A 22,542-nucleotide genomic window follows, 5' to 3' on the forward strand; every position below is an offset into this window, starting at 1 on the left:
CCCCCCTATTGAAGTTCTATTATTTCTCCTTCTTTTGGTGCAAAAACTTTTATTCCTTCAATTCTTTTTAAAATTGTTTCTATATTTATTTCACTCTTACTTTCGTATCCCCTGTGAATTACAAAAACAGCAGATGGAGCCATCTTTATAACTGTTTCTAATAGGTCTACCATATTTGCATGATTTAACATTCCAATTTGATAATTTTTTAAACCTTCAATTTCTCTATTATTAGTATCGAGATTCATAATACAGCCCTTTGAAAAATTTTTTATTTCAGAAGCATATATAAAAGATGCACTTCCCTCTTTTAAGTCATTTGAACTGGCGAGAATCACGCAATTGCCTAGGGCTATTTCCTTTTTTATAAAATCTTTTCTATCAGTGTATAAAGTATTTTCAGCCGCATTTAGTATTCCATTCCCATATATGGGCCCAGCAAAATTTTCATATAATTTACTAAAATATGCTATATCTCCATCTACATACACATTAAAAGGAATATATGAAAAAGTTTTTCTAAAAAATAATAATAGGTCTTGCCCTTTACCAATAGCATATACAGGCAAAAGTATTCTCTCTTCATCTTTCAATAGTTTTTCTATCGACTTAAGTATCAATTTATCCTGTAAATACTTATTTTGGACACCAAAGTTATTGCCGTAACCATAAGTAGCTTCAGTTATTAAAATATCTACTTTTAAATCCGGAAGAAATCTAAGTCCTTTATTGCTTTCCACATCTTTTAATGTAAAATCACCTGTATAAAAAATTTTTATCCCCTCAATCTCAAGATACACAGCTACAGCCCCTAAGATATGCCCCGCAGGAAATAACTTAAGTTTTACTTCTTTATTTTTTATTGTAAAATTACTTTCCTCTTCTGTATCAAAACTTATAATCTGACTGTCAAAATTTGTAGTCTCTTCTTCTATTTTTACCTCCAATTTTGTATGTCCCCGCAAAAATATTTGCTTCAAAATTTCTTTAGTAGGTCTTGACATTATAATCGGAGAGTTTAAACCTTTTCTTAATAATTCTACAATTCCCCCAGAATGGTCTAAATGAGCATGAGTAATAATTACTAAATCAATATCTTCAATATCTATAGGTAAATTTTTTGTAGAATTGTAATATAAGGTTTTATCCTTAATCAAAGCTCCCGCATCTAGTAAAATATTTATTCCCTCATAGGATACCAAATAAGAGCTAGCACCAATATTATCCCCTCCCCAACAAAAAAATTTAAAGTTATGGATGGAGTTAAAATTTTTTCTGGTTTTATGGTAATACTCATTTATTAATTTCGAATCTTCTGGAAACAAACGATAAAGTTTAAGATTTTGTTTTTCTTCTTCACTAATAAGGCCATATTTTAATTTTAGCCGCAATATATATAAATCTTGAGGATTTAATTTATAAGCTTTATCTAAGAATTGGTGCCCTTTTATTTCACCAATTTCTTCGTATATTTCAGCTATAAGCCCATATATTTTAGGCAGTAACAATTTATCTTCTACTTTTTTCTCCATATAAAGTAATTCTTCCAAAACTTCTAAAATCCTTCTTTTATTTTTAAAAGAAAGTAACAATAAATAAAATTTTATCCATTGGTCTTCCCCAGTATAATTCATTAATGTTTCAAAAAGATTTTTTGTTTTTAAAGATTCTTCTACCAAATCTAAAAGAATCACACTTTTTACAAACAAAGCTAAATTATGTTCATCAATTTCTAATTCGCTTTTTAGCTCAAGAAAATGCTCTTTTGCTTCTTCAGGAATACCTATATAAATTTCAAGTATTATCTGCCACAACAGCAAATATTCATATAATTTTTTGTCCAATTTCTTTACCAAACTTTTTTGCTGAAAAACATACCAATAAGCATTTATATAATCCTCCTTTTCTATAAATTCTTTTAGGTTGTTATCGTATACATCATAAATATTTAAAAATGACGTATTCCATCACCTCCTTATGTTTTTATTTTAGACTTGTGCAAAATTCAGAAGCCTTAATTTAAGCCATTCTACAGACATACTTTTTTCCTATCACTCTTGAATTTTTTATCTTTTATGTAGGATTTCCCCTCCCATTTGTCGAATTATTATATATACCGCATGAAAATATTTTTTAAGGAGGGGGAAATCCTACATGTACCAGCTTCAATTGCTTTTAAATATACCTGAACTCTTTACTTCTCTGTCTAAAATTGATTTCTATTCTTCTATGTTTAAAAATCTAGACTTGTCTTCAATACCTGAATTCCCTTCCTCTAGTCCTGGCCGTAAGGGTTATTCTCATCATGCAATGTTTAGAGCTTTTATTGTTATGAAAGCTGAAAGATTCGGTACAATTTCTGACCTTTTAGATTATCTCCGCAATAATCTTATCATTGCTCATCTTTGTGGCTTTAACATCCTTAAACCTCTTCCTTCTTATTGGACTTTCCGCCGTTTTATTAATGAGTTCTCTCATGATTATTTGACCTCTATCTTTCAAAATCAAGTCAATATCCTCAAAAATATGGGCATTATCTCTGGTGAGTTTATTTCCATGGACTCTACCCCTATTAAAGCTAACACTAAGTTAAATAACCCTAAGTCTTTTTCTAAAAATAAATTCTCTAAAGATAATCAGCCTAAGTCTGATAAGGATTGTAAATTAGGCGTTTATTCTGCTTCTAATGATTCTTCTAATAAACGTTATAAGTTTTATTGGGGCTATAAAAATCATATTATTGTTGATGCTATCTCTGGATTACCTATCGCTGAAACTACTACTCCCGCTGATGTCCCCGATTTTGAAGTTGCTTTGTCTTTACTTGAAAAGACTAATAAGTGGTTTAACCTTAAGTATGTTAATTTTATTGCCGATAAGGGGTATGATGTTAAGAGAGTTTATAATTTTGTTAGAGATACTCTCCATGGTCATTGTTTTATTCCTCTTAACAAGCGTAATTCTAAAAGTCCCCCACTGACTGATGATGGTTATATGGTTTGTGAAGCAGGTATTAAAATGCTCAAAGACGGCAAGCAGTATTTTGATGGTTTTATTAAGCAAAAATTTGTTTGCAAGTTCTGTAATTCTAAAGATGACTCTGCCTGCCCTATAAAGCATCCTAAATATTTTAATGGCAAAAAGCATAGAGGCTGTACTAAGTATGCTATTATATCTTCTGATTATAGGTCTTCTATTAATAGAGACTCCCTATATTTTAAGGCTGTCTATAGACTAAGAGTAGAATCAGAAAGATATAATTCTCGATTTAAAGCTCTAGATTTTGAAAAGGCTTATGTTAGAAATATTAATTCTGTCAGCAACCTTAATACTTTTGGCCATATTACTTTGCTTACTGTCGCTATTGTAGCTATTAAACTGGGTAAATTTGATGAGTTTAAGTCTCTTAGTGCTCTGATGCAATCGGCTTAACTTTTGCTGAATTTAGTTCATGCCATTTTTTAACATTTGACTTCTACAGGATATTTATGCCCTTTTTTAGCTCCTCTTTTTGCCTTTTCTTTTCCCTTACCACTTCCTTTATGTTTGATTGTCAGTGTTGATTACTATATATTGTATGTCATACATATTTTGGTTTTTGTTCGTGATTATTTTAATTAATTTTGCACATCCCTATTTTATTTTAATACCTTTTGAGTAAAAATTCTACACAAAAAATAAGTCTGGATTTTGTCCAGACTCAAAAACTATTACAATTTATTAAGTTTTTTTGCTTCTTCTGCCACTAAAAGAACTTTATCAAAATCACTACCTATAGAAGCCTCTACACTAGCTGCAATTGCTCCCTCCACTAAAGGTGCATCAGCAATTTTTACTTTACCTTCATATTCCTCTCCCAGGAGTTCTATCGCCATTTGCGCACTCATTACAGCACTTCCAATATCAACTAAAACTACTACTCCTTCTCCTTCGTCTACTTTTTTAATTTCCTCCATTATCTCTGTAGCATCTGTTCCCAATCTGCCATCTTGTGTCCCGCCAGCTATCCCTATGGGAACTTTTCCACCTGTCATTTGGCTTGCAAGTTCATAAATCCCCTCTACTATTTTTCTTGAGTGAGATACTAACACTATTCCAACCATTTTTTCCTCCACCATCATGATAAATTGACAACATCAGAAAAAGACTTTATCATCAAATATGCTGATGTTGCCCCTGGATCTAAGTGTCCAATACTTCTTTCTCCTAAGTAACTTGCTCTTCCTTTTCTTGCAGAAATATTCTTAGTGTATTCCATTCCCTCTTTTGCAGCATTAGCTGCTCTATTTAATGCTTCAGGTAATGCAATGTTGTTCTCTAAACTATCTTTTAAAGCTTTATATGCAGGTTCAATAGAATCTATCATAGTCTTGTCTCCTGCTTCGGCTTTTCCTCTTTGTTTGATGCCATCTAAAGCAGCTTCAAAGATTTTAACTATATCCTCTTCAGAAAGTTCATTTTTACCCTGAACTACTTGTCCAGCCCTCATAAAAGCTGTACCATATAAAGGACCAGAAGCTCCTCCCACCGTAGATACAAGAGTCATGCCTATAGTTTTTAATATTGTCCCTATATCAGTAGTTTCAGGCAATGTGGTCAATTTTTGCTTTACGGCATCAAATCCTCTATCTAAATTTATTCCGTGGTCCGCATCACCAATAGCAGCATCCAACTGTGTAAGGTACTCTTTATTTTCTTTTATAACCTCTACAATTTTGTCCACAATTTTTAGGACACCATTTTTTGTGATAACCATCTTCTACCTCCTAAAAATTTATAATTGTTTGAAAGCAGGTGTATCAGCCTTTGCATCTAACAATGTTTTAAGTTCTTCATCTAATTTTAATAATGTTATAGAAAATCCACTCATTTCAAGAGAGGTCATAAATTCTCCTACGTATGTTTTGTAAACTTTGATCTTCTTACTCTCTAAGATTTCTGCTACTTTCCTGTTCGCAATATAAAGTTCCATTAAAGGAGTTGCACCAAGCCCGTTTATCATAACAGCAACCTCGTCATTTTCTTTATAAGGCAGGTCATTTATTATTTTCTCCATTAAATGTTCTACTATTTCATCTGCAGGTTTTATTTTTTCTCTGTGAGTTCCAGGCTCTCCATGTATTCCTATACCAATCTCCATCTCATCTTCTGCAAGAGTAAAGCTGGGTTTCCCTGCTGCTGGAACAGTACAGGGTGTTAGTGCCATTCCCATTGACCTTACATTTGCAATTACTTTCTCAGCCACTCTTTTTACTTCTTGTAAGCTAGCCCCTTCTTGTGCCTTTGCTCCAGCAATTTTATGAACAAACACAGTTCCAGCAATGCCACGTCTTCCCTGCGTCCAAGTGCTATTTTCTACTGCAACATCATCGTTAACTATCACTTCATCTACTTCTATTCCCTCCATCTGTGCCATTTCTCTAGCCATTTCAAAATTCATTACGTCACCTGTGTAATTTTTAATAATCAATAATACTCCTTTTCCTCCATCCACTGCCTTAATCGCTTCATAAATTTGGTCAGGTGTAGGTGAAGTAAAGACAGCACCAGGGCAAGCCGCATCTAACATTCCATAGCCCACATATCCTGCATGAGCAGGCTCATGGCCACTGCCACCACCACTTACAAGTCCAACTTTTCCTTCTACAGGTGCGTCTTTTCTGACAATTACATCTATGTTGTCAAGTTTTCTCAGGTAAGATGGGTGAGCAACCAGCAAACCTTCTATCATTTCTTTCACGACATCATTAGGATTATTAATCAACTTTTTCATAATTTACCTCCTCCTAAATTTACTTTTGTTAGTTTTTAAATGCAATTTACGTGCCAAATAAATTGTAGCGAACAGGTATAGCTTGTTGACAAAGTAAAAAATTTTTAAAATAGGATATTTTGCATCGTCACTCCGATGTTCCAAAGCGACAAAACTAAACTCGACCTTCGGGTTCCGGCAGGGTACCGGGCACATTCGACATCCTTGTCTTAGTGCCCGCCTCCGCCATCCGTGGCTACGGCCCTGCCTCCACCCTCGGTTTTGTTAAGTTTTGTTGCCGCTTTGTCACAACTCGTTCCTTATGCAAAATATCCTATTTACGAAAGTTTGTCTACAGTCTGAAATAGCCTTCAAAGGCTATTTTGGTAAAAAGTATCAACTATTTATTTCTTTTGGTATTATCTATCAACAAGTCCAAATTTCCTTGCTTTTGCAGCAATAGTTTTATGGGTAAGTCCTAAAACTTTTCCTGCTTTATTAAAGCTTTTATATCTTTGTATCGCAGCCTTTATTATTTTATACTCATATTCCTCCATTGTAAGTAGCTCACTATTTTCTCCAAGATAAATAATATCATCATCTGATACAGTAGTAGTTTCATTTCGAATATATTGGGGCAAATCTTCATAATCGATGTAATCAGTATCACTTAATGTTATACACCTTTCAATTATATTTTCTAATTCTCGTATATTCCCAGGCCAATCATAATATATCAATGCTTGCATAGCTTTTTTCGTAACCTTTTTTACATTTTTGTTTAGTTTTTTGTTCAGCTTTTCTATAAAATGTTCGACAAGTAGAGGAATATCTCCTCTTCTTTCCCTTAATGGAGGCAAAATCACAGGTATAACGTTTAATCTATAGTATAAATCTTCTCTAAAAGTCCCCTCTTTTATTGCTTTTTCTAAATCTTTATTTGTCGCAGCGATTATCCTCACATCTACTTTTATAGTTTTTATTCCCCCTACTCTTTCAAATTCCTTTTCTTGAATCACTCTCAAAAGCTTTACCTGAATCTCAGGTGGAATATCTCCTATTTCATCAAGAAATATCGTTCCTCCATCTGCTAATTCGAATTTTCCTATCTTTTGAGTTACAGCTCCAGTAAAAGCTCCTCTTTCATGCCCAAAAAGTTCACTCTCCAATAGAGTCACAGGAATAGCCGCACAATTTACCCTTATAAATGGTTTATCCTTTCTCTTACTGGCGTAATGTATCGCATTAGCCACCAGCTCTTTCCCCGTTCCGCTTTCCCCTCTTATGAGGACTGTTGAATCAGTTTCTGCAGCTTTAGAAGCAATAGTAAGAGCGTCTTTTAATTTTCCACTATTGCCTATTATTATGTCAAAAGCTTTGTCAAGTTTTCTATCTCTTTTCAGCTCATTTTCCAAATATTCTATTTGAGGGAAGTCATAAAATACTATAACCGCCCCTTCTATTTTTGTACCTGTATAAATAGGTGTTATATTTGTTAACACCACATTTGTGCCTATTTTTAGTTTTTTATTCATCTCTTCTTTGCCAGTTTTTAACACATCAGCAATTTTTATATCCGACATCACTTCTTGTATTTTTTTCCCTATAGCCTGGTCCATATTAATCCCTGTAATACTTTCAGCTGCTTTGTTAAAAATCATTATTGCCCCATTTTCATCAGTAACTATAAGTCCTGAGCCAATAGAATTAAATATTTTCTCATAGGCTATTGAGGTATTTTTTAAAAGTTCATAAGTAGTTTTTTCTTCCTTTTCTTTCCCTAACTCGTTGTAAAAAAAGCCTTTAAACTCTTTTATAGCATTGTCCACATTTGCTCCTTCTACCACTACTTCTATTTCTTCTCCCCGAGAAGCAAAAAAAGTCACCATTGATAACATACTATTTGCAGGAATCAACCTATTGTCATTTATCTTCCTTAAAAATATGCTTACATTGTTTTGTCTGCTTATGTGACTAACCTTTTGAACAATATGGGCAGCAATCTGAGAATGGATACTCACAGGAGTTCTTAATATTTCCCTTCTTCCCTCCATTTTATCACCACGCAAAAACTTATTTTACATAAAGGTTTCTTGTAGCAATTATGTCAACCCCCGTACCTAAAATGTTCTTCACCACTACATCTCCTATTTTTACAGGAGCTTTAACCTCTACCTTGGCCAATTCAAGCATTATTTCTTGTATCTTTTCTTTTGGAACAGGCTCTTTTGTCCTAACAGATAAGAGTGGAAGATGTCCCCCTATTGCTCTCACACTTGTAGTAATAGTCCTTTTAGGCATAGTAACTTCATTTTTAGCATATTCTAATCCTCTAGAACAAGAATATCCCTTTACGCTTTTTATCTCCCCTCCTTCCATTTCAACTTGTATCCTGCAGCCCAAGGGGCAAACTATGCATGTAATTTCTTTTAGTTCCATTTTATCCCTCCTCAACTAAAAAGACAATACCTTCTTCAAGATTTGCATTTTTTAGTATGTCTTTACTTAAATTTACATCAATCATTTCACCAGGGGTTAAGCGCTGCCTTTTTTGTCTTAGTAAATATTTGTCTCCTGACTTTACTGCTAACATAGCATTGTTATAAACGTTAACAGGTCTCATTCTGAATTTTATCCTTTTTTCTATGTTATCTACATTTATCTTTTGCGGAACAACATAACGTATGCCATTACCAGCTTTTACGGCAATATTGCTTTTTCCAAATTCACCTTCTCGAATAAATCGTATTGCTGAATTAGCTGCCAATCTCGCTTCTGCAGTAACATTGTCAACTAAGTCGTGAACTTGAAGGACATTGCCACAAGCAAAAATTCCAGGAACACTTGTTTCTAACATTTCATTTACAATAGGTCCTCCTGTTATAGGGTCTAGCTCTATACCGGCCTTTTGAGAGAGCTCATTTTCAGGAATCAAGCCAACAGAAAGTATTAACGTATCACAACTTATATACTGTGCAGTCTCCATAATTGGCTCTCTATTTTCATCAACTTTGGCAATTGTAACTCCTTCTACCCTGTCTTTGCCGTGAATTTCAATGACAGTGTGACTTAAAAGAAGAGGAATATTAAAGTCCTCTAAACACTGAACGATGTTTCTTGTAAGTCCACTAGAGTAAGGCATGAGTTCTACAACTGCTTTGACTTTTGCTCCTTCTAATGTAAGCCTTCTCGCCATAATAAGCCCAACATCACCAGAACCTAATATCACTATTTCTTTCCCTGGAAGATATCCTTCCATATTTACATACCTCTGAGCAGTACCTGCTGTGAGAATACCTGCTGGGCGAGTGCCAGGTATCATAATAGCACCTCTCGGCCTTTCCCTGCATCCCATAGCTAGAATTATAGCTCCAGCTTTTATTGTGAACACACCTTCCTTAGAATTAACAGCTTTTACAATTCTATCAGGAGTTATTTCCAAAACCATAGTCTCCAACATCACATTTATACCATATTCTTCTACTTTATCAATGAATCTTTGTGCATATTCTGGTCCTGTCAATTCTTCTTTAAATTCCTGAAGTCCAAATCCATTGTGTATGCACTGCTCTAAAATACCCCCAAGATATTTATCTCTTTCAATTATGACTATATTTTTTACACCCTTTTCATAGGCTTCTACAGCAGCACCCAAGCCTGCAGGGCCGCCACCTATTATGACTATATCATAGTTAAGCATTCTCATACACCTCTTTCTTTAAAACCTCCGATGCTTTTTCTAATAAAAATTTTTTTGTCTCTGCAGTTAGTATATTCGAATTTCTTCCATGCTTTGTAACCTTAAGAGGAGAAATATTAAGTTCTCTTGCTAATATTTCAACAACTCTCGGCCCACAAAAACTTCCCTGGCATCTTCCCATTCCAGCTCTTACACGCCTTTTAACACCATCTAAAGATTTTGCACCTACAGGTCTTCTTATCGCATCTATTATCTCTCCTTCCGTCACTGTCTCACATCTGCATATTATTCTTCCATAAGCAGGATTTTCTTTTATAAGCTTGTTTCTTTCCTCGTCTGAAAGTTCAGTAAATCTTATGACTGGTTTTCTTTTTGGGTTAAAATCTACTTTTTCAATCAACTGAAGTCCAGCATCTTTAAGTATATCCCTTATCATTTCAGCGATAGCAGGAGCTGCAGTAAAACCAGGAGATTCTATTCCAGCAGCATTTATAAATCCTTTCACATCAGATTCTCCAATTATAAAGTCTTTGTCTTCTGTATCAGGAGTCGCTCTAAGTCCTGTAAACTGAGTGATAGTCTTTCTGACATCAAATTTATCCACACTTCTTTTTGCAACTGTAATTGCTTTATTGAGCCCTTCTCTGGTAGTTGCTTTAAATTCTTTATCTTGTATGTCTTCTGAAGTAGGTCCTATCAATAGATTTCCATCAACTGTAGGAGAAACTAGTATTCCTTTACCCATTTTAGTTGGAACCTGGAATATTACTGTCCTTGCAAGATATCCTTGGTCTTTATCTAATATCAAATATTCTCCTTTTCTAGGATGCACAGAAAATGGCTTCGCCCCTACCATGTTATTTATGACATCTGAATAAAGTCCTGCAGCATTGACAACATATTTACTGTAAAATTCTTCTTTGTGAGTTTTTACTATAAAGAAGTCCCCATTTTTTTTGATATCAATTACTTCTGAATTAAAAACAAATTCTGCTCCATTTTGTGCAGCATTTTCTGCCACTGCAATAGTATATCCATAAGGACATATTATTCCTGCTGTTTTGGCATACAAAGCAGCAACTACAGTGTCATTTATGTGTGGTTCTATCTCTTTGACCATATCTTTTGTAATGAGAGACAACCCTTTGACACCATTTTTTATTCCTCTATCAAACAATTCATAGAGCTCTTTTACCTCTTCTTCAGAAAAAGCCACAACTAAAGAACCTGTTCTCTTTATTGGAACATCCAAATCTTTACACAACTCATCGTACATTTCATTTCCTCTGACATTCAGCATAGCTTTTAAAGTACCAGGTACAGGGTCATAACCCGCATGTAGTATTGCACTATTAGCTTTAGAAGCTCCTTCCGAAGCCACATCTTCACCTTTTTCTACAACTAATATTTTTAATTTGTATTTTGAAAGTTCTCTCGCAATTGAACATCCAACCACTCCAGCACCTATTACTAAAACATCGTACATTTCTTTCATAGTCATAAAACCTCCTTAAAAGATAAAAAAACCATATATAACCGACCCTGTCGGCTATATATGGTTCTCCAAATCTCCACCATACTCATATTTATTTTTTCTTCTCTTTAATAAATATATTCTACAAACATCTTAAAATTCCTGCTACTTTTTATCAATTTTTTATTTTATTCTTCAGCCCATTTCATAGCCCTTTCTACAGCCTTTTTCCAACCTTTATACAATTTTTCTCTCTTTTCATTATCCATAGCTGGTTCAAAATGTTTATCAACATTCCAATTCTTCTCTATTTCTTCTTTGCTGTTCCAGAATCCTACTGCCAATCCTGCAAGATAAGAAGCGCCAAGAGCAGTAGTTTCAATTACTTGAGGTCTGTCAACTGGAACACCTAAAATGTCAGATTGGAATTGCATCAAGAAGTTATTAGCACTTGCTCCACCGTCAACTTTTAAAGCCTGCAATTTAATACCTGAATCCTCTTGCATAGCCTCTAATACATCTCTTGTTTGATAAGCAATAGACTCCAGTGTTGCCCTTATTATATGCTCTCTCTTTGCGCCTCTTGTAAGTCCTACAATCGTGCCCCTTGCATACATATCCCAATAAGGTGCTCCTAATCCTACAAAAGCAGGAACAACATATACACCGTTTGTGTCTTCAACTTTCAGCGCATATTCTTCACTTTGCGGTGAATTGTCAATTATTCTAAGTTCGTCTCTCAACCACTGTATCGCAGCACCTGCTATAAATATACTACCCTCTAAAGCATATTCTACTTTCCCATCAATTCCCCAAGCAATTGTAGTGAGAAGTCCAGTATTGGAAGGTACAGCCTTTTCTCCTGTATTCATAAGCATAAAGCAACCTGTTCCATAGGTGTTCTTTGCCATTCCAGGTTTAAAACAGGCTTGACCAAACAATGCTGCTTGCTGGTCTCCCGCATCTCCTGCAATAGGTATCTCTACTCCAAATATACTTTTATCAGTATAGCCATATACATAACTGGAAGGCTTAACTTCCGGAAGCATTTGCTCTGGTATGTTAAGTTCAGCCAATATCTCTTTATCCCATTTAAGCTCATGTATGTTAAAAAGCATCGTTCTTGACGCATTAGAATAGTCAGTTACGTGTACCTTGCCACTTGTCAAATTCCAAATAAGCCAGGTATCAATATTTCCAAAAAGCAATTCTCCTTTTTCTGCTTTTTCACGGGCCCCTTCTACATTATCCAAAATCCATTTTACTTTAGTTCCTGAAAAATATGCATCTACTACAAGTCCTGTCTTTTCTCTAATTTTCTTGTCAAAACCCTTGTTTTTTAGTTCATCGCATATAGGAGCTGTCCTTCTACATTGCCACACTATTGCATTGTAAATAGGTTTTCCTGTATTTTTATCCCATACAACAGTTGTCTCTCTCTGATTTGTAATGCCAATAGCTGCAATATCCTCCGGATTAATACCCGCTTTTTCTATAACACCTTTTGCAACACCTATTTGTGAACCCCAGATTTCCATTGGGTCATGCTCTACCCAACCTGGCTTAGGATAAATTTGCTTAAATTCCTGGTTTAGTGAAGCTATTATTTTCCCGCTGCGGTCAAAAATTATCGCACGGGAACTTGTTGTCCCCTGGTCAAAAGCCATAATGTACTTTGCCATCTTTTTTCCTCCTTACAATTTTTTATAATATCATATCGGCGAGAGATAAATTCTCGCCGATTTAAACTTTTTAAATTTTTATATTAGTGTATACTCATAATAAGCTGGTAAACTGCCGCTCCAAGTATTCCTCCAACTATTGGCCCAAATATCGGAACTATCAAGCCATATCCCCAATCAGAATCTCCTTTCCCTGGGATAGGAAGAATAGCATGAGCAAGCCTTGGTCCAAAGTCTCTTGCTGGATTAATTGCATAACCTGTAGGTCCACCTAAGCTTAACCCTATTGCCCAAATAAGTAAACCAATTAGAAGCGGTCCTAATCCTCCAACTAATTGATTGTTGCCATTTGTTATACCCAGTATTCCTATTAAAAGCATAGCAGTACCAAATGCCTCTGTCATAAAATTCTTACCCAACTTTCTTATAGCTGGAATAGTTGCAAAAGTACCAAGCTTAGCTGTGGGATCTTCAGTTGCTGCATAATGATCCATGTACATCAAATAAACAATTATAGCTCCCACAAAAGCTCCTAAAACTTGCGCTATAATATAGCCTGGCACCAAACTCCATGAAAACTTGCCTATCGTTGCTAAGCCAATTGTCACAGCTGGATTTAAGTGAGCACCACTTATCCAGCCAACTACATAAACAGCCACCATCACTGCAAATCCCCATCCTGCTGTGATTACAATCCAACCACTGTTTTGACCCTTAGATTTATTTAAGACAACGTTTGCAACAACGCCATCACCTAACCATATAAGTATCATCGTACCAAAAAATTCAGCAACATATTTTGCAAGGTCACTCATAAAATATCCCTCCATGATTCCAAAATTTATTAAGTTTTATTTTTTAAAACTCAATTTTTATGTCTCTCACACTCCTTTCACTCAATAAACCACAGATTTTTTTCACTCGTTGATACGGCAATAGCTCCAGATTTAAGTGCATTTATAACTTCTTCTTTTGTCTTGACTAAACCTCCTGCGATGACTGGTTGATGCACATCTACTGATATTTCACTTATCACTGAGGGAATTATCCCAGGCATTACTTCTATTGCATCTGGAACTATTTGTTTTGCTGAAGCAAACCCTGTTTTTAATGCCTGGGAATCTAAAATGAAAAGTCTCTGGATGCAGAAAAGATCAAATTGTTTAGCGTGTATCAAAATATTATTGCGGGTAGAGATTATACCATGGGGCTTTATTTTTTCAGCCAAATACTCTACTGCTTTGTTGTCCTTTCCTAAACCTTCAAGCAAATCAAAATGCACAAAAACAATTTTATCATGTCTTTTGACCTCTTGAACTATTTCAGAAATGTTCATTATGTCACCAGTAAGTAAAAATATCACCTGTGCATTTGAAGAAAGAGCCGTATTTAAATCTTTTGCCTCTCGCACTGCAGCTATTATCGGGAAGTCTCTCATTGCATCCAGAATCTTTTCTCTCATTTTTATACCCCCATCTTTTCTTTATGCAAGTAATATGCCAAAAAATAAACCTGAAAAATACATATAAAAAAATACCCCTTTGATACAAAATATCAAAGGTTCAGTTTGTTGACAAAGTAAAATTTTAGCCCCTGTTTTCTTAGTACCGAAAACAGGGGCTGTATATATCTGGATAAAATTTTCTTTAAAACTCCAAATAATGGATAAAGTTTTGAAATGTCAAAGGGCCCTTTGCCCTTCCTCCATAACCATAAGGCCATTTTCTTTAAATTCATGGCAGCAAAAACAAGCATCGCTTGCATGGACAATTTTTCTTTCCCTCTTAATGTTGTCCATCGCAAACCATGCTTCTCCTTTAAATCTGCAAACACTCTCTCTATTGTCTCTTTCCTTCTCTCATATACTTCTTTACAGTAAGGTGTATGCCTTAGGTGTTCTGCTTCTTCTACATATCCTTCCCATATGTGCCTGAATATCCTCTTTGTGTAGTCTTTACTTTGGGTACACTTTTCTCTTAAAGGACAGTTTTTACATTTTTCTGGGTTTGATTTGTATTCTCTATATCCTTCTCTATTGGTTGTAACATATGTTAGTATTTCATTCTGCGGGCATATGTAACAGTCATAATATTCATCATACACAAACTCATGTTTCTTCATAAAACCGTCTTTTGTTTTTGGTCTTGTGTATGGCACTGCTGGTATTATTTCTCTATCAAATATTGTCTTTAATATGTACGGATTTTTGTATCCTGCATCTACTGCTATTGCTTTCGGTTTTCCTACCCTATTTTCAACTTCTTTTAGTACTTCTTCAAACATTACGCTGTCGTGTACATTCGCTGCTTCAACTTTTACTCCTAATACAAATCCGTTTTTATCGCAGGCTGTGTGAAAGGAATATGCAAAACATTTTTCTTTTTCATTTTTGTTTAACATTCCACTATCTGGGTCTGTTTTGCTTACTTTTACTTCTTTCGTCTTTATCGTCTTGATTTTCTTTAATGGCTTTTTTCCATGAGCTTCTCTATCTTTGTTTATTTCTTCTTCTAGTTTTTCTTGGTAAGTCTTGGCTTCTTGTTCTATTATTTCTTTTGTATATTTTTTCTTATTGGCACTTGCTTTTACGTGAGTGGAATCTATGAATACTTCCTCTGCATTTACTAACCCATGCCTTATTGCTTCTTCTAAAATCTTCGTAAATATTTTCTCAAATATGTCTGTCCCTTTGAATCTTCTTATGTAGTTCTGGCTAAATGTTGAAAAATGAGGTATTTCTTCTGTTAGTCCATACCCTAAAAACCATCTATATGCAACGTTTGTTTTTATTTCTGCTATTGTTCTTCTTATCGACGGTATACCAAAAAGATATTGAATGAACAGTATTTTTATCAATACTACTGGATCTATACTTGGTCTGCCGTGATCTTCGGAATATTTGTCCTTTACTAAATCGTATATGAAGCTAAAGTCTATGACTTTTTCTATCTTTCTTAAAAGGTGGTCTTTTGGTACTAATTGATCTATGCTTACAAATTCTATTTGATGTCTTGCATCCTGTTTCTTTGTTAACATCTTCCTTCTCCTCTCCTCTTTTGCTTTATACCACTAAAATAACAAGGAACCCTTCTCATCATAACGGGTTCCCGATATTTTGTCAACAGTCTGCCCCTTTGATACAAAATATCAAAGGTTATTATTCCTGTATGATAATTAGTACCAAAATGTTATTTAATTAACATTCTCTTTGCATCTTGATTTTTTATTGCCATAAAAAATCCTATAGCCGAAATTCCCAAGTAAACATAATAAGTAAAAAACCTCCACATGCCCACAAAAATTCCTAATTTACTGGGAGGAAGTATATTTGAAAAAATTGTTGCAAAACCTATTTCTACTACACCAGAACCACTTGGAATAAAACTATACGCCAAAATGTCATAAAATATGAGTTGTCTTCCAATTACTGCTAACAAATTAAAAGGTATATTCATAGCTAATAATAAAACTGGAGCAATGCTGTAAAAAAGCAACCAATAAGCTACTGCATAAAATAATTGAGAAAAAAACAGCTTATAACTGGAAGGCCCTATAAAAAGGTCATTAAAATTTTTATGATAAAGTATGATTTCTTCTTTTATTTTTTCAAAATACTTTTCCAGTTTAGGCTTTTTAAAAAACGAGATATTGCTTATTTTATTAACAATCTCAATGACAAAGCGTGGTTTTAATATGATATAAATTAATATAAATAACAAAAACATCAAAAATATACTTACTAACACTGCAAAATAAGAAAGAACAGTTCCTAATTCTAATTGATTTCTAAAAAAAATAAGTAATATAGGAGGCACAGTCCCAAAAAAAATCCCTGAGAACAAAAGCTTGGCAGTAAAAATCATTAAGCTTTTATTTGGTGAAACTCCTTTTTTACTAAGTAAATATACAATGAGAGGTAAAGCTCCTGAGCCAAAAGGTGTTATGTAGCTTATAAAAAAAGTCGCAAGGTTAAATTTAAAAAGATAATCAAAAGGCAAGTTTTCTCCTAATTCTCTCAATAAATCCCTTATTCGCAAAGTATCCACTATCAAGCTCAATATTATCAAGCCAAAAATCGCCCCAAGATAAAAAAGGGGTATGTGAAAAGCCATTTCAATTTCTTTAACGCCTGTAATTTTTAACAAGACTAAAATTGAACCAATGCTTAAAAGTAATGCAAAAGCCATCATATATAAATTTTTCTTCTCAAGAATTGTCCCCAAAATAATTCCCCCAATTTTGCCTTTGCGATGTAGAAAAACCTACATCACAAAGGCTTTATTTTACATTTTTCATGGTATATCATCTAGGGTTTTAAATTCATATCCCTCGGCTTTAATACTTTTAATTATCCTATCAAGAGCTAAAGCATTGTCTTTTGAAACAGCATGTAAAAGTATGACAGCTCCCGGGTGAAGCCTTTTCATAACAGTATTATAGCTTTCCTCTGGTCCTCCAGGAAGTGGCTGCCAATCAGCCATCGCTAAACTCCAAAAAACCGTTCTATAACCTAACGATTTTGTAAGATACAAGGTTCTCTCACTATACTCACCTTTTGGCGGTCTAAAATACTTCATCTTTTTCCCTGTCAGCTCTTCAAACATATCTCCTAACTTAGTTATTTCCTCTTTTACTTTTTCATCAGATAAGGTAGGTAAGCTTGGATGATTCACTGTGTGATTCCCAACTATATGCCCTTCCTCCACCATCCTTTTAACTAAATCAGCCTGTTCTTTTACATAGGGCCCAGTTACAAAAAAAGCAGCTTTTACATTGTTTTCTTTGAGTATATCTAATATTTTAGGTGTATAACCATTTTCATATCCTTCGTCAAAAGTCAAATAAACTACCTTTTTTGTCGTATCTCCTACAAAAATCGCATCATATTTTTTTATAAGCTCCATTGCCAAAGGGGTAATTTCTGGAGTTTGATGATTTGGCAACACCCTTAGTCCCCAGCTATACAAAGTGTTATCCAGATTTTCTGTATTGGTATAAACAGCATTGTTGACCGTATTAGATATTTTTTCTTTAGGTTTTTCCAAAGGCTTTTGTAAAGCTTCATTTTGCATTTTTTGTTCTTCTGCCCTTGTAATGTCTTTTTTAGCTATTCCACAAGAAGCAATTGAAAAACACAACAAAATTCCCATTAAGATAGAGAATATTTTTCTTACCATAGCCATACCTCATTTCAATTTTTCTATATTCCGTTTTTATTTTTTTCTCTATATAAACATAATATTCTGTTTTTATTTGGAAGTATTTTTGTATATTTCACATACAGTATCTCTACAAAGGCAGAATCTACACAAGGCAAAAGAAGGATTTACTTCAGGATAGTAATCTCCTTCTTGCATTTTTTCCATTTGCTTTAATATATTAAAAAGTTCTTTTCTTAAGTGTCGCCTATTATAAACCTCAAACATAGTATTCCTATAAACTATTCGCCCTCTTTTTACTCTTTTTTGGTATACATCTTCTATTATCAAAAAATATGCAACTAACTGCATAACATCTTTATAATAAGGTGAATCATCAGCTTCACTACTTTTTAATTCTACAGGGACTAATTCTTCTCCCAACTGATAAATATAATCAGGCTTTCCAGATAAGCCATATTTGTCAGATTTTAATAACTTCCCATATATTAATCCCTTTTCTTTTACCTCTTGCGATTTATCTATGTAGATTATTTTACCTCCTCGAAATCCTTTGCTTCTTCTCATTTTTTTATAAAAAGGCCTCTGTTCGATAACTGATTGAATAAGCAAATATATAGTAAAAAATAAAAAAATTATATTGAGAATCATTTTAAAACCCTCATAATCGCAATTATTAATAAAATAGCTATAATTCCAAAAATAATCGCATATTTTTTATATCGCAATTTTACAATATCCTTGTAATATTTTTCATGATATTCTATCCCTTTCTTAAAGTTACTAAATTGCAAATCTTGCTCTTTTGGCTCTCTCAAACTATTGATATACTCTATTCCATATTTTTTTATATAATACCACTGATAGGGGCAATAAAGAAATTGATTTATCTCTGTGGCAGATATATACTTATCCTCTTTTTTCATAATATAACACCTTTAAAAACAATATTTTTACAGACTTATTATACCATATAAAAAAACGGGGTAAAACCCATTTTTACCCCCGTGGATCGGCTACAACAAGAACATCTATAAATTTAGTACCTTTCATTATTCTTCTAACAATAGAACCCCTTATTATTTCATCAATTCTTCTTCTCACAGACTGTCCTACTACAATTTGAGTAATTGCATTTTCTTCAGCAAATTTTATTATAGCCTTAGCAGGGTCATTTGATTTGACCATGTAAAACTTTGCTTCTAATTTGTTGCACAGCATTGTGATTTCATCTAATTTTTTGAGTTTTTTATGGTCTCTTAAGTCATCATCATTGTAAACATGCAAAACAAAGAGGTCTGCTTTAAGCATTTTAGCTAACCTATAACCTCTTCGTATCAGATACTCTGCATTAAATCTCAAATTTACGCAAACCAATATCTTTTCTTGTGCTCCTTTTAATCCTATAACGTTTTTTCTATTTTTATATTCCAAAAGCCTATCGTCAACCTCATTTGCTACTTCCCTCAATGTAAGTTCCCTTAACGCGGAAAGATTGCCAATTCTAAAAAAATTGTTAAGAGCAGTTTCAATCTTATCGGGACTATAAATCTTTCCATTTTTAAGCCTCTCTATCAAAGTCTCCGGCGAAACATCAACTACTTCTACTTCATCACATATTTCTAAAAGTTTATCAGGAATAGTTTCCCTCACCTTTACATTAGTCATGCGGTTTATATAATCATTAAGACTTTCAAAATGTTGTATGTTGACAGCAGTCATCACACTTATGCCGTTATCTATAAGCTCCAAAACATCTTGATATCTCTTTTCATTTTTTGAACCAGGAGCATTTGTATGGGCTAATTCATCTACAACAACCACTTGAGGTTTCCTCTTTAAAATGGCTTCTAAATCCATTTCCTTCAAGATTACACCTTTGTAATTTATTTCCTTTAAAGGAATAATCTCAAGGTCCCCTATCTGTTCCTCAGTGTCTTTTCTCCCATAGGTTTCTACAAAACCTATTACTACATCTATACCTCTTGCCTTCATTTCATTGGCATCTTGCAACATGTGATAGGTCTTGCCAACACCAGGAGCAGCACCAAGATAAATCTTCAACCTTCCCTTATTAGCTCTTTCTATTTCTCTCAAAAAATAATCAGGGGACTTCTTCGCCATCATACAGCCTCACTTTTTATATTTCCTAATTTCCTCTAATAAGCTTAAATTTAATTTAAGCACATTTACCCGTGGTTCTCCAAAAAGGCCTAAAAATCTGCCTTCAATATTTTCATCCACAAGTTTTTTTACAACTTTTTCTGGCAAATTGTTTGCTTTAGCTACTCTTTCAACTTGTAAATATGCAGCTTCCGGAGAAATATGAGGATCTAATCCTGAAGCAGAAGAAGTAACTATATCTGCAGGTATGTCACTTCTTTTTACTCCAGGGTTTTTCTTTAAAAACTCCTCAATATTTCTTTCCACTTCTTCTTTAAATTTAGGATTGGATAAAGCGTAATTAGTACCACCTGAAGACTCTGCATTGTAATCCACTGCAGAAGGTCTTCCCATAAACCACTTAGAATCAGTGAATTTTTGTCCAATGAGCTCGGATCCTACTGCCTTACCATCTACTTTAATTATACTACCTTTTGCCTGATAAGGAAATATTAAATTTGCAATTGCTGTCATAATAAAAGGATATATAAGCCCTAGCAATAACATCAAGACAAGTGTAAATTTAATTGCTTTCTTAACTTCACTCATAGCAAATCCTCCAAATTAAAAGATAGAAGATATTATTAAGTCAATAAGTTTTATCCCCACAAAAGGAGCAATCAATCCTCCCAGTCCGTAAATCAGTAAATTCCTCGCCAATAACGCATTAGAACTCATTGGCCTATATTTTACTCCTCTCATAGCAATAGGAATCAAAATAGGTATTATAATGGCGTTAAATATTAAAGCTGATAATATTGCATTAGTCGGTGAGGAGAGTTTCATTATATCCAGTACCTTTATTGATGGCAAAGTATCAGACATAATGGCAGGAAGTATCGCAAAGTATTTAGCAACGTCATTGGCAATACTAAAAGTAGTCAACGCTCCTCTCGTCATGAGAAGCTGCTTACCAATTGCTACTACTTCAATAATCTTTGTAGGGTCAGAATCAAGGTCCACCATGTTTGCAGCTTCTTTAGCAGCCATTGTACCGCTATTCATTGCAAGTCCTACATCTGCTTGGGCAAGTGCTGGTGCATCATTTGTTCCATCTCCTGTCATGGCAACAAGCCTTCCTGCCGCCTGTTCTCTTTTAATCACATTTATCTTATCCTCTGGTTTACTTTCTGCAATGAATTCGTCAACACCAGCCTCTTCTGCTATTGTTTTTGCAGTTAAAGGATTATCCCCCGTTACCATGATAGTTTTAATTCCCATCGCTCTAAGCTGTTTAAAACGCTCTTTCATACCAGGTTTTATAGTATCCTTTAAATATATTACTCCTAATACTTCTTTGTCTTTCACTACTACAAGAGGAGTCCCACCTAATAAAGATATCTTCTCAACTTCTTTATCTAAATCTTCCGGAATTTCTCCTCCTTGTTCTTTTATATATTCTTTCACCTTATCATAAGACCCTTTTCGCACAATAGTCCCATCTTTTAAATTTAGTCCGCTCATCCTTGTTTCTGCAGTAAATTCTATAACTTCCGCTCCATCTAAAATATCTTCCGGTACCTTTACGCCCATTTTCTTAGCTAAGTCTACTATTGACCTTCCTTCGGGAGTTAAATCTTTTAAAGAGGATACAAGGGCATAATATGTAACTTCTTCTTTTTTATGGCCGCCAACTGGTATAAAATCAGCTGCTAATCTATTTCCAAAAGTGATTGTGCCTGTTTTATCTAAAAGCATTGTGTCGATATCTCCTGCAGCTTCTACTGCTTTTCCAGACATAGCAATTACATTAAAGCGTGTAACTCTATCCATACCTGCAATGCCTATCGCAGAAAGAAGGCCTCCAATTGTAGTTGGTATTAAGCAAACTAACAAAGCAATCAATGTAGTAGCACTTATTCTTACATGGACAAATTTAGCCATTGGGTATAGGGTCATAACAACAATTATAAAAATTATTGTCAAACTCACTAAAACAGTAGTCAAAGCAATTTCATTAGGAGATTTCTGCCTTTTGGCTCCTTCTACCATTTTTATCATTCTGTCTAAAAAAGATTCCCCTTCGTCAACAGTAACTTGGACTTTAATGCTATCGCTTATTACCTTTGTCCCACCAGTAACCGAGCTAAAATCACCACCAGCTTCTTTTATAACTGGTGCAGATTCACCTGTTATTGCAGACTCATCAATCGCAGCAAGTCCCTCTATTATTTCTCCATCAGCCGGAATTATATCTCCTGCCTCACAAAGCACTATATCCCCTTTTTTAAGCTCAGAGGACTTAACCATTTTTATGCTTCCATCACTTTTAATGAGTTTTGCCATAGTCTCTTTTTTTGTCTTTTTAAGGGTATCTGCTTGAGCTTTCCCTCTTCCTTCTGCCAGTGCTTCTGCAAAATTAGCAAAAAGCACTGTTACAAACAATATAAAAGTGATTAAAGCGTTATATCCCACTTCGTCGTAAGTACTTCCAAAATAAGTAGGAAATATTGTAGCCAACAGTGTAATAAACATACCTACCTCTACCACAAACATCACAGGATTTTTATACATTTTAAGAGGATTAAGTTTCAAAAAAGAGTTTTTGATAGCACCTAATACAATTTCTCTACTCATCGTTTTTATTTCTTTTTTTCTTTTCATAAAGCGTT

At 34.3% G+C, this 22,542-nt stretch carries 20 protein-coding genes; 1 reads left to right on the forward strand and 19 read right to left on the reverse strand.

What is annotated here, in order from left to right; all coding sequences use genetic code 11:
• Positions 1-5: 5 nt before the first annotated feature.
• Positions 6-1,856, reverse strand: a complete 1,851-nt coding sequence (locus EB239_RS12710; protein WP_003871476.1) for an MBL fold metallo-hydrolase — start codon at positions 1,854-1,856, stop codon at positions 6-8.
• A 298-nt stretch (positions 1,857-2,154) separates the two neighbouring features.
• Between EB239_RS12710 and EB239_RS12715 the strand changes: the two genes are divergently transcribed.
• The gene (locus EB239_RS12715; protein WP_129545131.1) at positions 2,155-3,432 is read left to right on the forward strand and encodes a transposase; all 1,278 of its coding nucleotides are present in this window, start codon (positions 2,155-2,157) and stop codon (positions 3,430-3,432) included.
• Positions 3,433-3,710: 278 nt separating this feature from the next.
• Here the strand turns inward: EB239_RS12715 and dhaM are convergent, their stop codons facing one another.
• From dhaM to kdpB, 18 genes are all read right to left on the reverse strand, one after another.
• Complete coding sequence (gene dhaM, locus EB239_RS12720; RefSeq protein ID WP_003871383.1) at positions 3,711-4,103, reverse strand: dihydroxyacetone kinase phosphoryl donor subunit DhaM; 393 nt, start codon at positions 4,101-4,103, stop codon at positions 3,711-3,713.
• Between the two features lie 14 nt (positions 4,104-4,117).
• Complete coding sequence (gene dhaL, locus EB239_RS12725; RefSeq protein WP_003871382.1) at positions 4,118-4,756, reverse strand: dihydroxyacetone kinase subunit DhaL; 639 nt, start codon at positions 4,754-4,756, stop codon at positions 4,118-4,120.
• 18 nt (positions 4,757-4,774) lie between these two features.
• Positions 4,775-5,773: a dihydroxyacetone kinase subunit DhaK gene (dhaK, locus tag EB239_RS12730; RefSeq protein ID WP_003871381.1), complete on the reverse strand. Its 999-nt coding sequence runs from the start codon at positions 5,771-5,773 to the stop codon at positions 4,775-4,777.
• Between the two features lie 398 nt (positions 5,774-6,171).
• A complete protein-coding gene (locus EB239_RS12735) occupies positions 6,172-7,806 on the reverse strand; it encodes a sigma 54-interacting transcriptional regulator (protein ID WP_003866566.1) in 1,635 nt (544 codons plus the stop codon).
• A gap of 19 nt (positions 7,807-7,825) precedes the next feature.
• The gene (locus EB239_RS12740; RefSeq protein ID WP_003866565.1) at positions 7,826-8,191 is read right to left on the reverse strand and encodes a DUF1667 domain-containing protein; all 366 of its coding nucleotides are present in this window, start codon (positions 8,189-8,191) and stop codon (positions 7,826-7,828) included.
• Between the two features lies 1 nt (position 8,192).
• Positions 8,193-9,452, reverse strand: coding sequence for an NAD(P)/FAD-dependent oxidoreductase (locus EB239_RS12745; RefSeq protein WP_003871380.1), 1,260 nt, complete (start codon positions 9,450-9,452; stop codon positions 8,193-8,195).
• A complete protein-coding gene (locus tag EB239_RS12750) occupies positions 9,445-10,947 on the reverse strand; it encodes an NAD(P)/FAD-dependent oxidoreductase (RefSeq protein ID WP_003871379.1) in 1,503 nt (500 codons plus the stop codon). The genes EB239_RS12745 and EB239_RS12750 overlap by 8 nt, the downstream gene beginning before the upstream one ends.
• Positions 10,948-11,114: 167 nt before the next feature.
• Entirely contained in the window at positions 11,115-12,608 is a 1,494-nt protein-coding gene (gene glpK / locus EB239_RS12755; RefSeq protein ID WP_003871378.1) for a glycerol kinase GlpK, read from the reverse strand.
• Between the two features lie 83 nt (positions 12,609-12,691).
• Positions 12,692-13,423, reverse strand: coding sequence for an MIP/aquaporin family protein (locus EB239_RS12760; protein WP_003871377.1), 732 nt, complete (start codon positions 13,421-13,423; stop codon positions 12,692-12,694).
• A 77-nt stretch (positions 13,424-13,500) separates the two neighbouring features.
• On the reverse strand, positions 13,501-14,070 hold the full coding sequence (locus EB239_RS12765) for a glycerol-3-phosphate responsive antiterminator (protein WP_003871376.1): 570 nt from the start codon (positions 14,068-14,070) through the stop codon (positions 13,501-13,503).
• 92 nt (positions 14,071-14,162) lie between these two features.
• Positions 14,163-15,644, reverse strand: coding sequence for an IS1182 family transposase (locus tag EB239_RS12770; protein WP_129545154.1), 1,482 nt, complete (start codon positions 15,642-15,644; stop codon positions 14,163-14,165).
• A 152-nt stretch (positions 15,645-15,796) separates the two neighbouring features.
• Positions 15,797-16,831: a lysylphosphatidylglycerol synthase transmembrane domain-containing protein gene (locus tag EB239_RS12775; protein WP_003871136.1), complete on the reverse strand. Its 1,035-nt coding sequence runs from the start codon at positions 16,829-16,831 to the stop codon at positions 15,797-15,799.
• A 69-nt stretch (positions 16,832-16,900) separates the two neighbouring features.
• Positions 16,901-17,785 (reverse strand): delta-lactam-biosynthetic de-N-acetylase, encoded by an 885-nt coding sequence (pdaA, locus tag EB239_RS12780; RefSeq protein ID WP_003871135.1) that lies wholly within the window; start codon positions 17,783-17,785, stop codon positions 16,901-16,903.
• 72 nt (positions 17,786-17,857) lie between these two features.
• The gene (gene cas4 / locus EB239_RS12785; protein WP_003871134.1) at positions 17,858-18,418 is read right to left on the reverse strand and encodes a CRISPR-associated protein Cas4; all 561 of its coding nucleotides are present in this window, start codon (positions 18,416-18,418) and stop codon (positions 17,858-17,860) included.
• The gene (locus tag EB239_RS12790; RefSeq protein WP_003871133.1) at positions 18,415-18,693 is read right to left on the reverse strand and encodes a hypothetical protein; all 279 of its coding nucleotides are present in this window, start codon (positions 18,691-18,693) and stop codon (positions 18,415-18,417) included. The genes cas4 and EB239_RS12790 overlap by 4 nt, the downstream gene beginning before the upstream one ends.
• Positions 18,694-18,766: 73 nt before the next feature.
• Positions 18,767-19,894, reverse strand: a complete 1,128-nt coding sequence (kdpDN, locus tag EB239_RS12795) for a KdpD-like non-kinase potassium sensor (RefSeq protein WP_208638256.1) — start codon at positions 19,892-19,894, stop codon at positions 18,767-18,769.
• Positions 19,895-19,900: 6 nt separating this feature from the next.
• Positions 19,901-20,479, reverse strand: a complete 579-nt coding sequence (gene kdpC, locus EB239_RS12800; RefSeq protein ID WP_003871131.1) for a potassium-transporting ATPase subunit KdpC — start codon at positions 20,477-20,479, stop codon at positions 19,901-19,903.
• A gap of 15 nt (positions 20,480-20,494) precedes the next feature.
• A complete protein-coding gene (gene kdpB / locus EB239_RS12805) occupies positions 20,495-22,534 on the reverse strand; it encodes a potassium-transporting ATPase subunit KdpB (RefSeq protein ID WP_003871130.1) in 2,040 nt (679 codons plus the stop codon).
• Positions 22,535-22,542 lie beyond the last annotated feature (8 nt).

It is taken from the genome of Thermoanaerobacter ethanolicus JW 200, from assembly GCF_003722315.1.
In the GTDB taxonomy this organism is placed as follows: Bacteria; Bacillota; Thermoanaerobacteria; order Thermoanaerobacterales; family Thermoanaerobacteraceae; genus Thermoanaerobacter; species Thermoanaerobacter ethanolicus.

Excerpts from the sequence above, each read along its gene's own strand:
- glpK (WP_003871378.1), bottom strand. The coding sequence starts at position 12,608 with ATGGCAAAGTACATTATGGCTTTTGACCAGGGGACAACAAGTTCCCGT.
- EB239_RS12770 (WP_129545154.1), bottom strand. The coding sequence starts at position 15,644 with ATGTTAACAAAGAAACAGGATGCAAGACATCAAATAGAATTTGTAAGC.
- dhaK (WP_003871381.1), bottom strand. The coding sequence starts at position 5,773 with ATGAAAAAGTTGATTAATAATCCTAATGATGTCGTGAAAGAAATGATA.
- dhaL (WP_003871382.1), bottom strand. The coding sequence starts at position 4,756 with ATGGTTATCACAAAAAATGGTGTCCTAAAAATTGTGGACAAAATTGTA.
- EB239_RS12715 (WP_129545131.1), top strand. The coding sequence starts at position 2,155 with ATGTACCAGCTTCAATTGCTTTTAAATATACCTGAACTCTTTACTTCT.
- EB239_RS12750 (WP_003871379.1), bottom strand. The coding sequence starts at position 10,947 with ATGAAAGAAATGTACGATGTTTTAGTAATAGGTGCTGGAGTGGTTGGA.
- EB239_RS12745 (WP_003871380.1), bottom strand. The coding sequence starts at position 9,452 with ATGCTTAACTATGATATAGTCATAATAGGTGGCGGCCCTGCAGGCTTG.
- pdaA (WP_003871135.1), bottom strand. The coding sequence starts at position 17,785 with ATGGTAAGAAAAATATTCTCTATCTTAATGGGAATTTTGTTGTGTTTT.
- EB239_RS12740 (WP_003866565.1), bottom strand. The coding sequence starts at position 8,191 with ATGGAACTAAAAGAAATTACATGCATAGTTTGCCCCTTGGGCTGCAGG.
- EB239_RS12760 (WP_003871377.1), bottom strand. The coding sequence starts at position 13,423 with ATGAGTGACCTTGCAAAATATGTTGCTGAATTTTTTGGTACGATGATA.
- cas4 (WP_003871134.1), bottom strand. The coding sequence starts at position 18,418 with ATGATTCTCAATATAATTTTTTTATTTTTTACTATATATTTGCTTATT.
- EB239_RS12790 (WP_003871133.1), bottom strand. The coding sequence starts at position 18,693 with ATGAAAAAAGAGGATAAGTATATATCTGCCACAGAGATAAATCAATTT.
- EB239_RS12735 (WP_003866566.1), bottom strand. The coding sequence starts at position 7,806 with ATGGAGGGAAGAAGGGAAATATTAAGAACTCCTGTGAGTATCCATTCT.
- dhaM (WP_003871383.1), bottom strand. The coding sequence starts at position 4,103 with ATGGTTGGAATAGTGTTAGTATCTCACTCAAGAAAAATAGTAGAGGGG.
- kdpDN (WP_208638256.1), bottom strand. The coding sequence starts at position 19,894 with ATGATGGCGAAGAAGTCCCCTGATTATTTTTTGAGAGAAATAGAAAGA.
- kdpB (WP_003871130.1), bottom strand. The coding sequence starts at position 22,534 with ATGAAAAGAAAAAAAGAAATAAAAACGATGAGTAGAGAAATTGTATTA.
- EB239_RS12765 (WP_003871376.1), bottom strand. The coding sequence starts at position 14,070 with ATGAGAGAAAAGATTCTGGATGCAATGAGAGACTTCCCGATAATAGCT.
- kdpC (WP_003871131.1), bottom strand. The coding sequence starts at position 20,479 with ATGAGTGAAGTTAAGAAAGCAATTAAATTTACACTTGTCTTGATGTTA.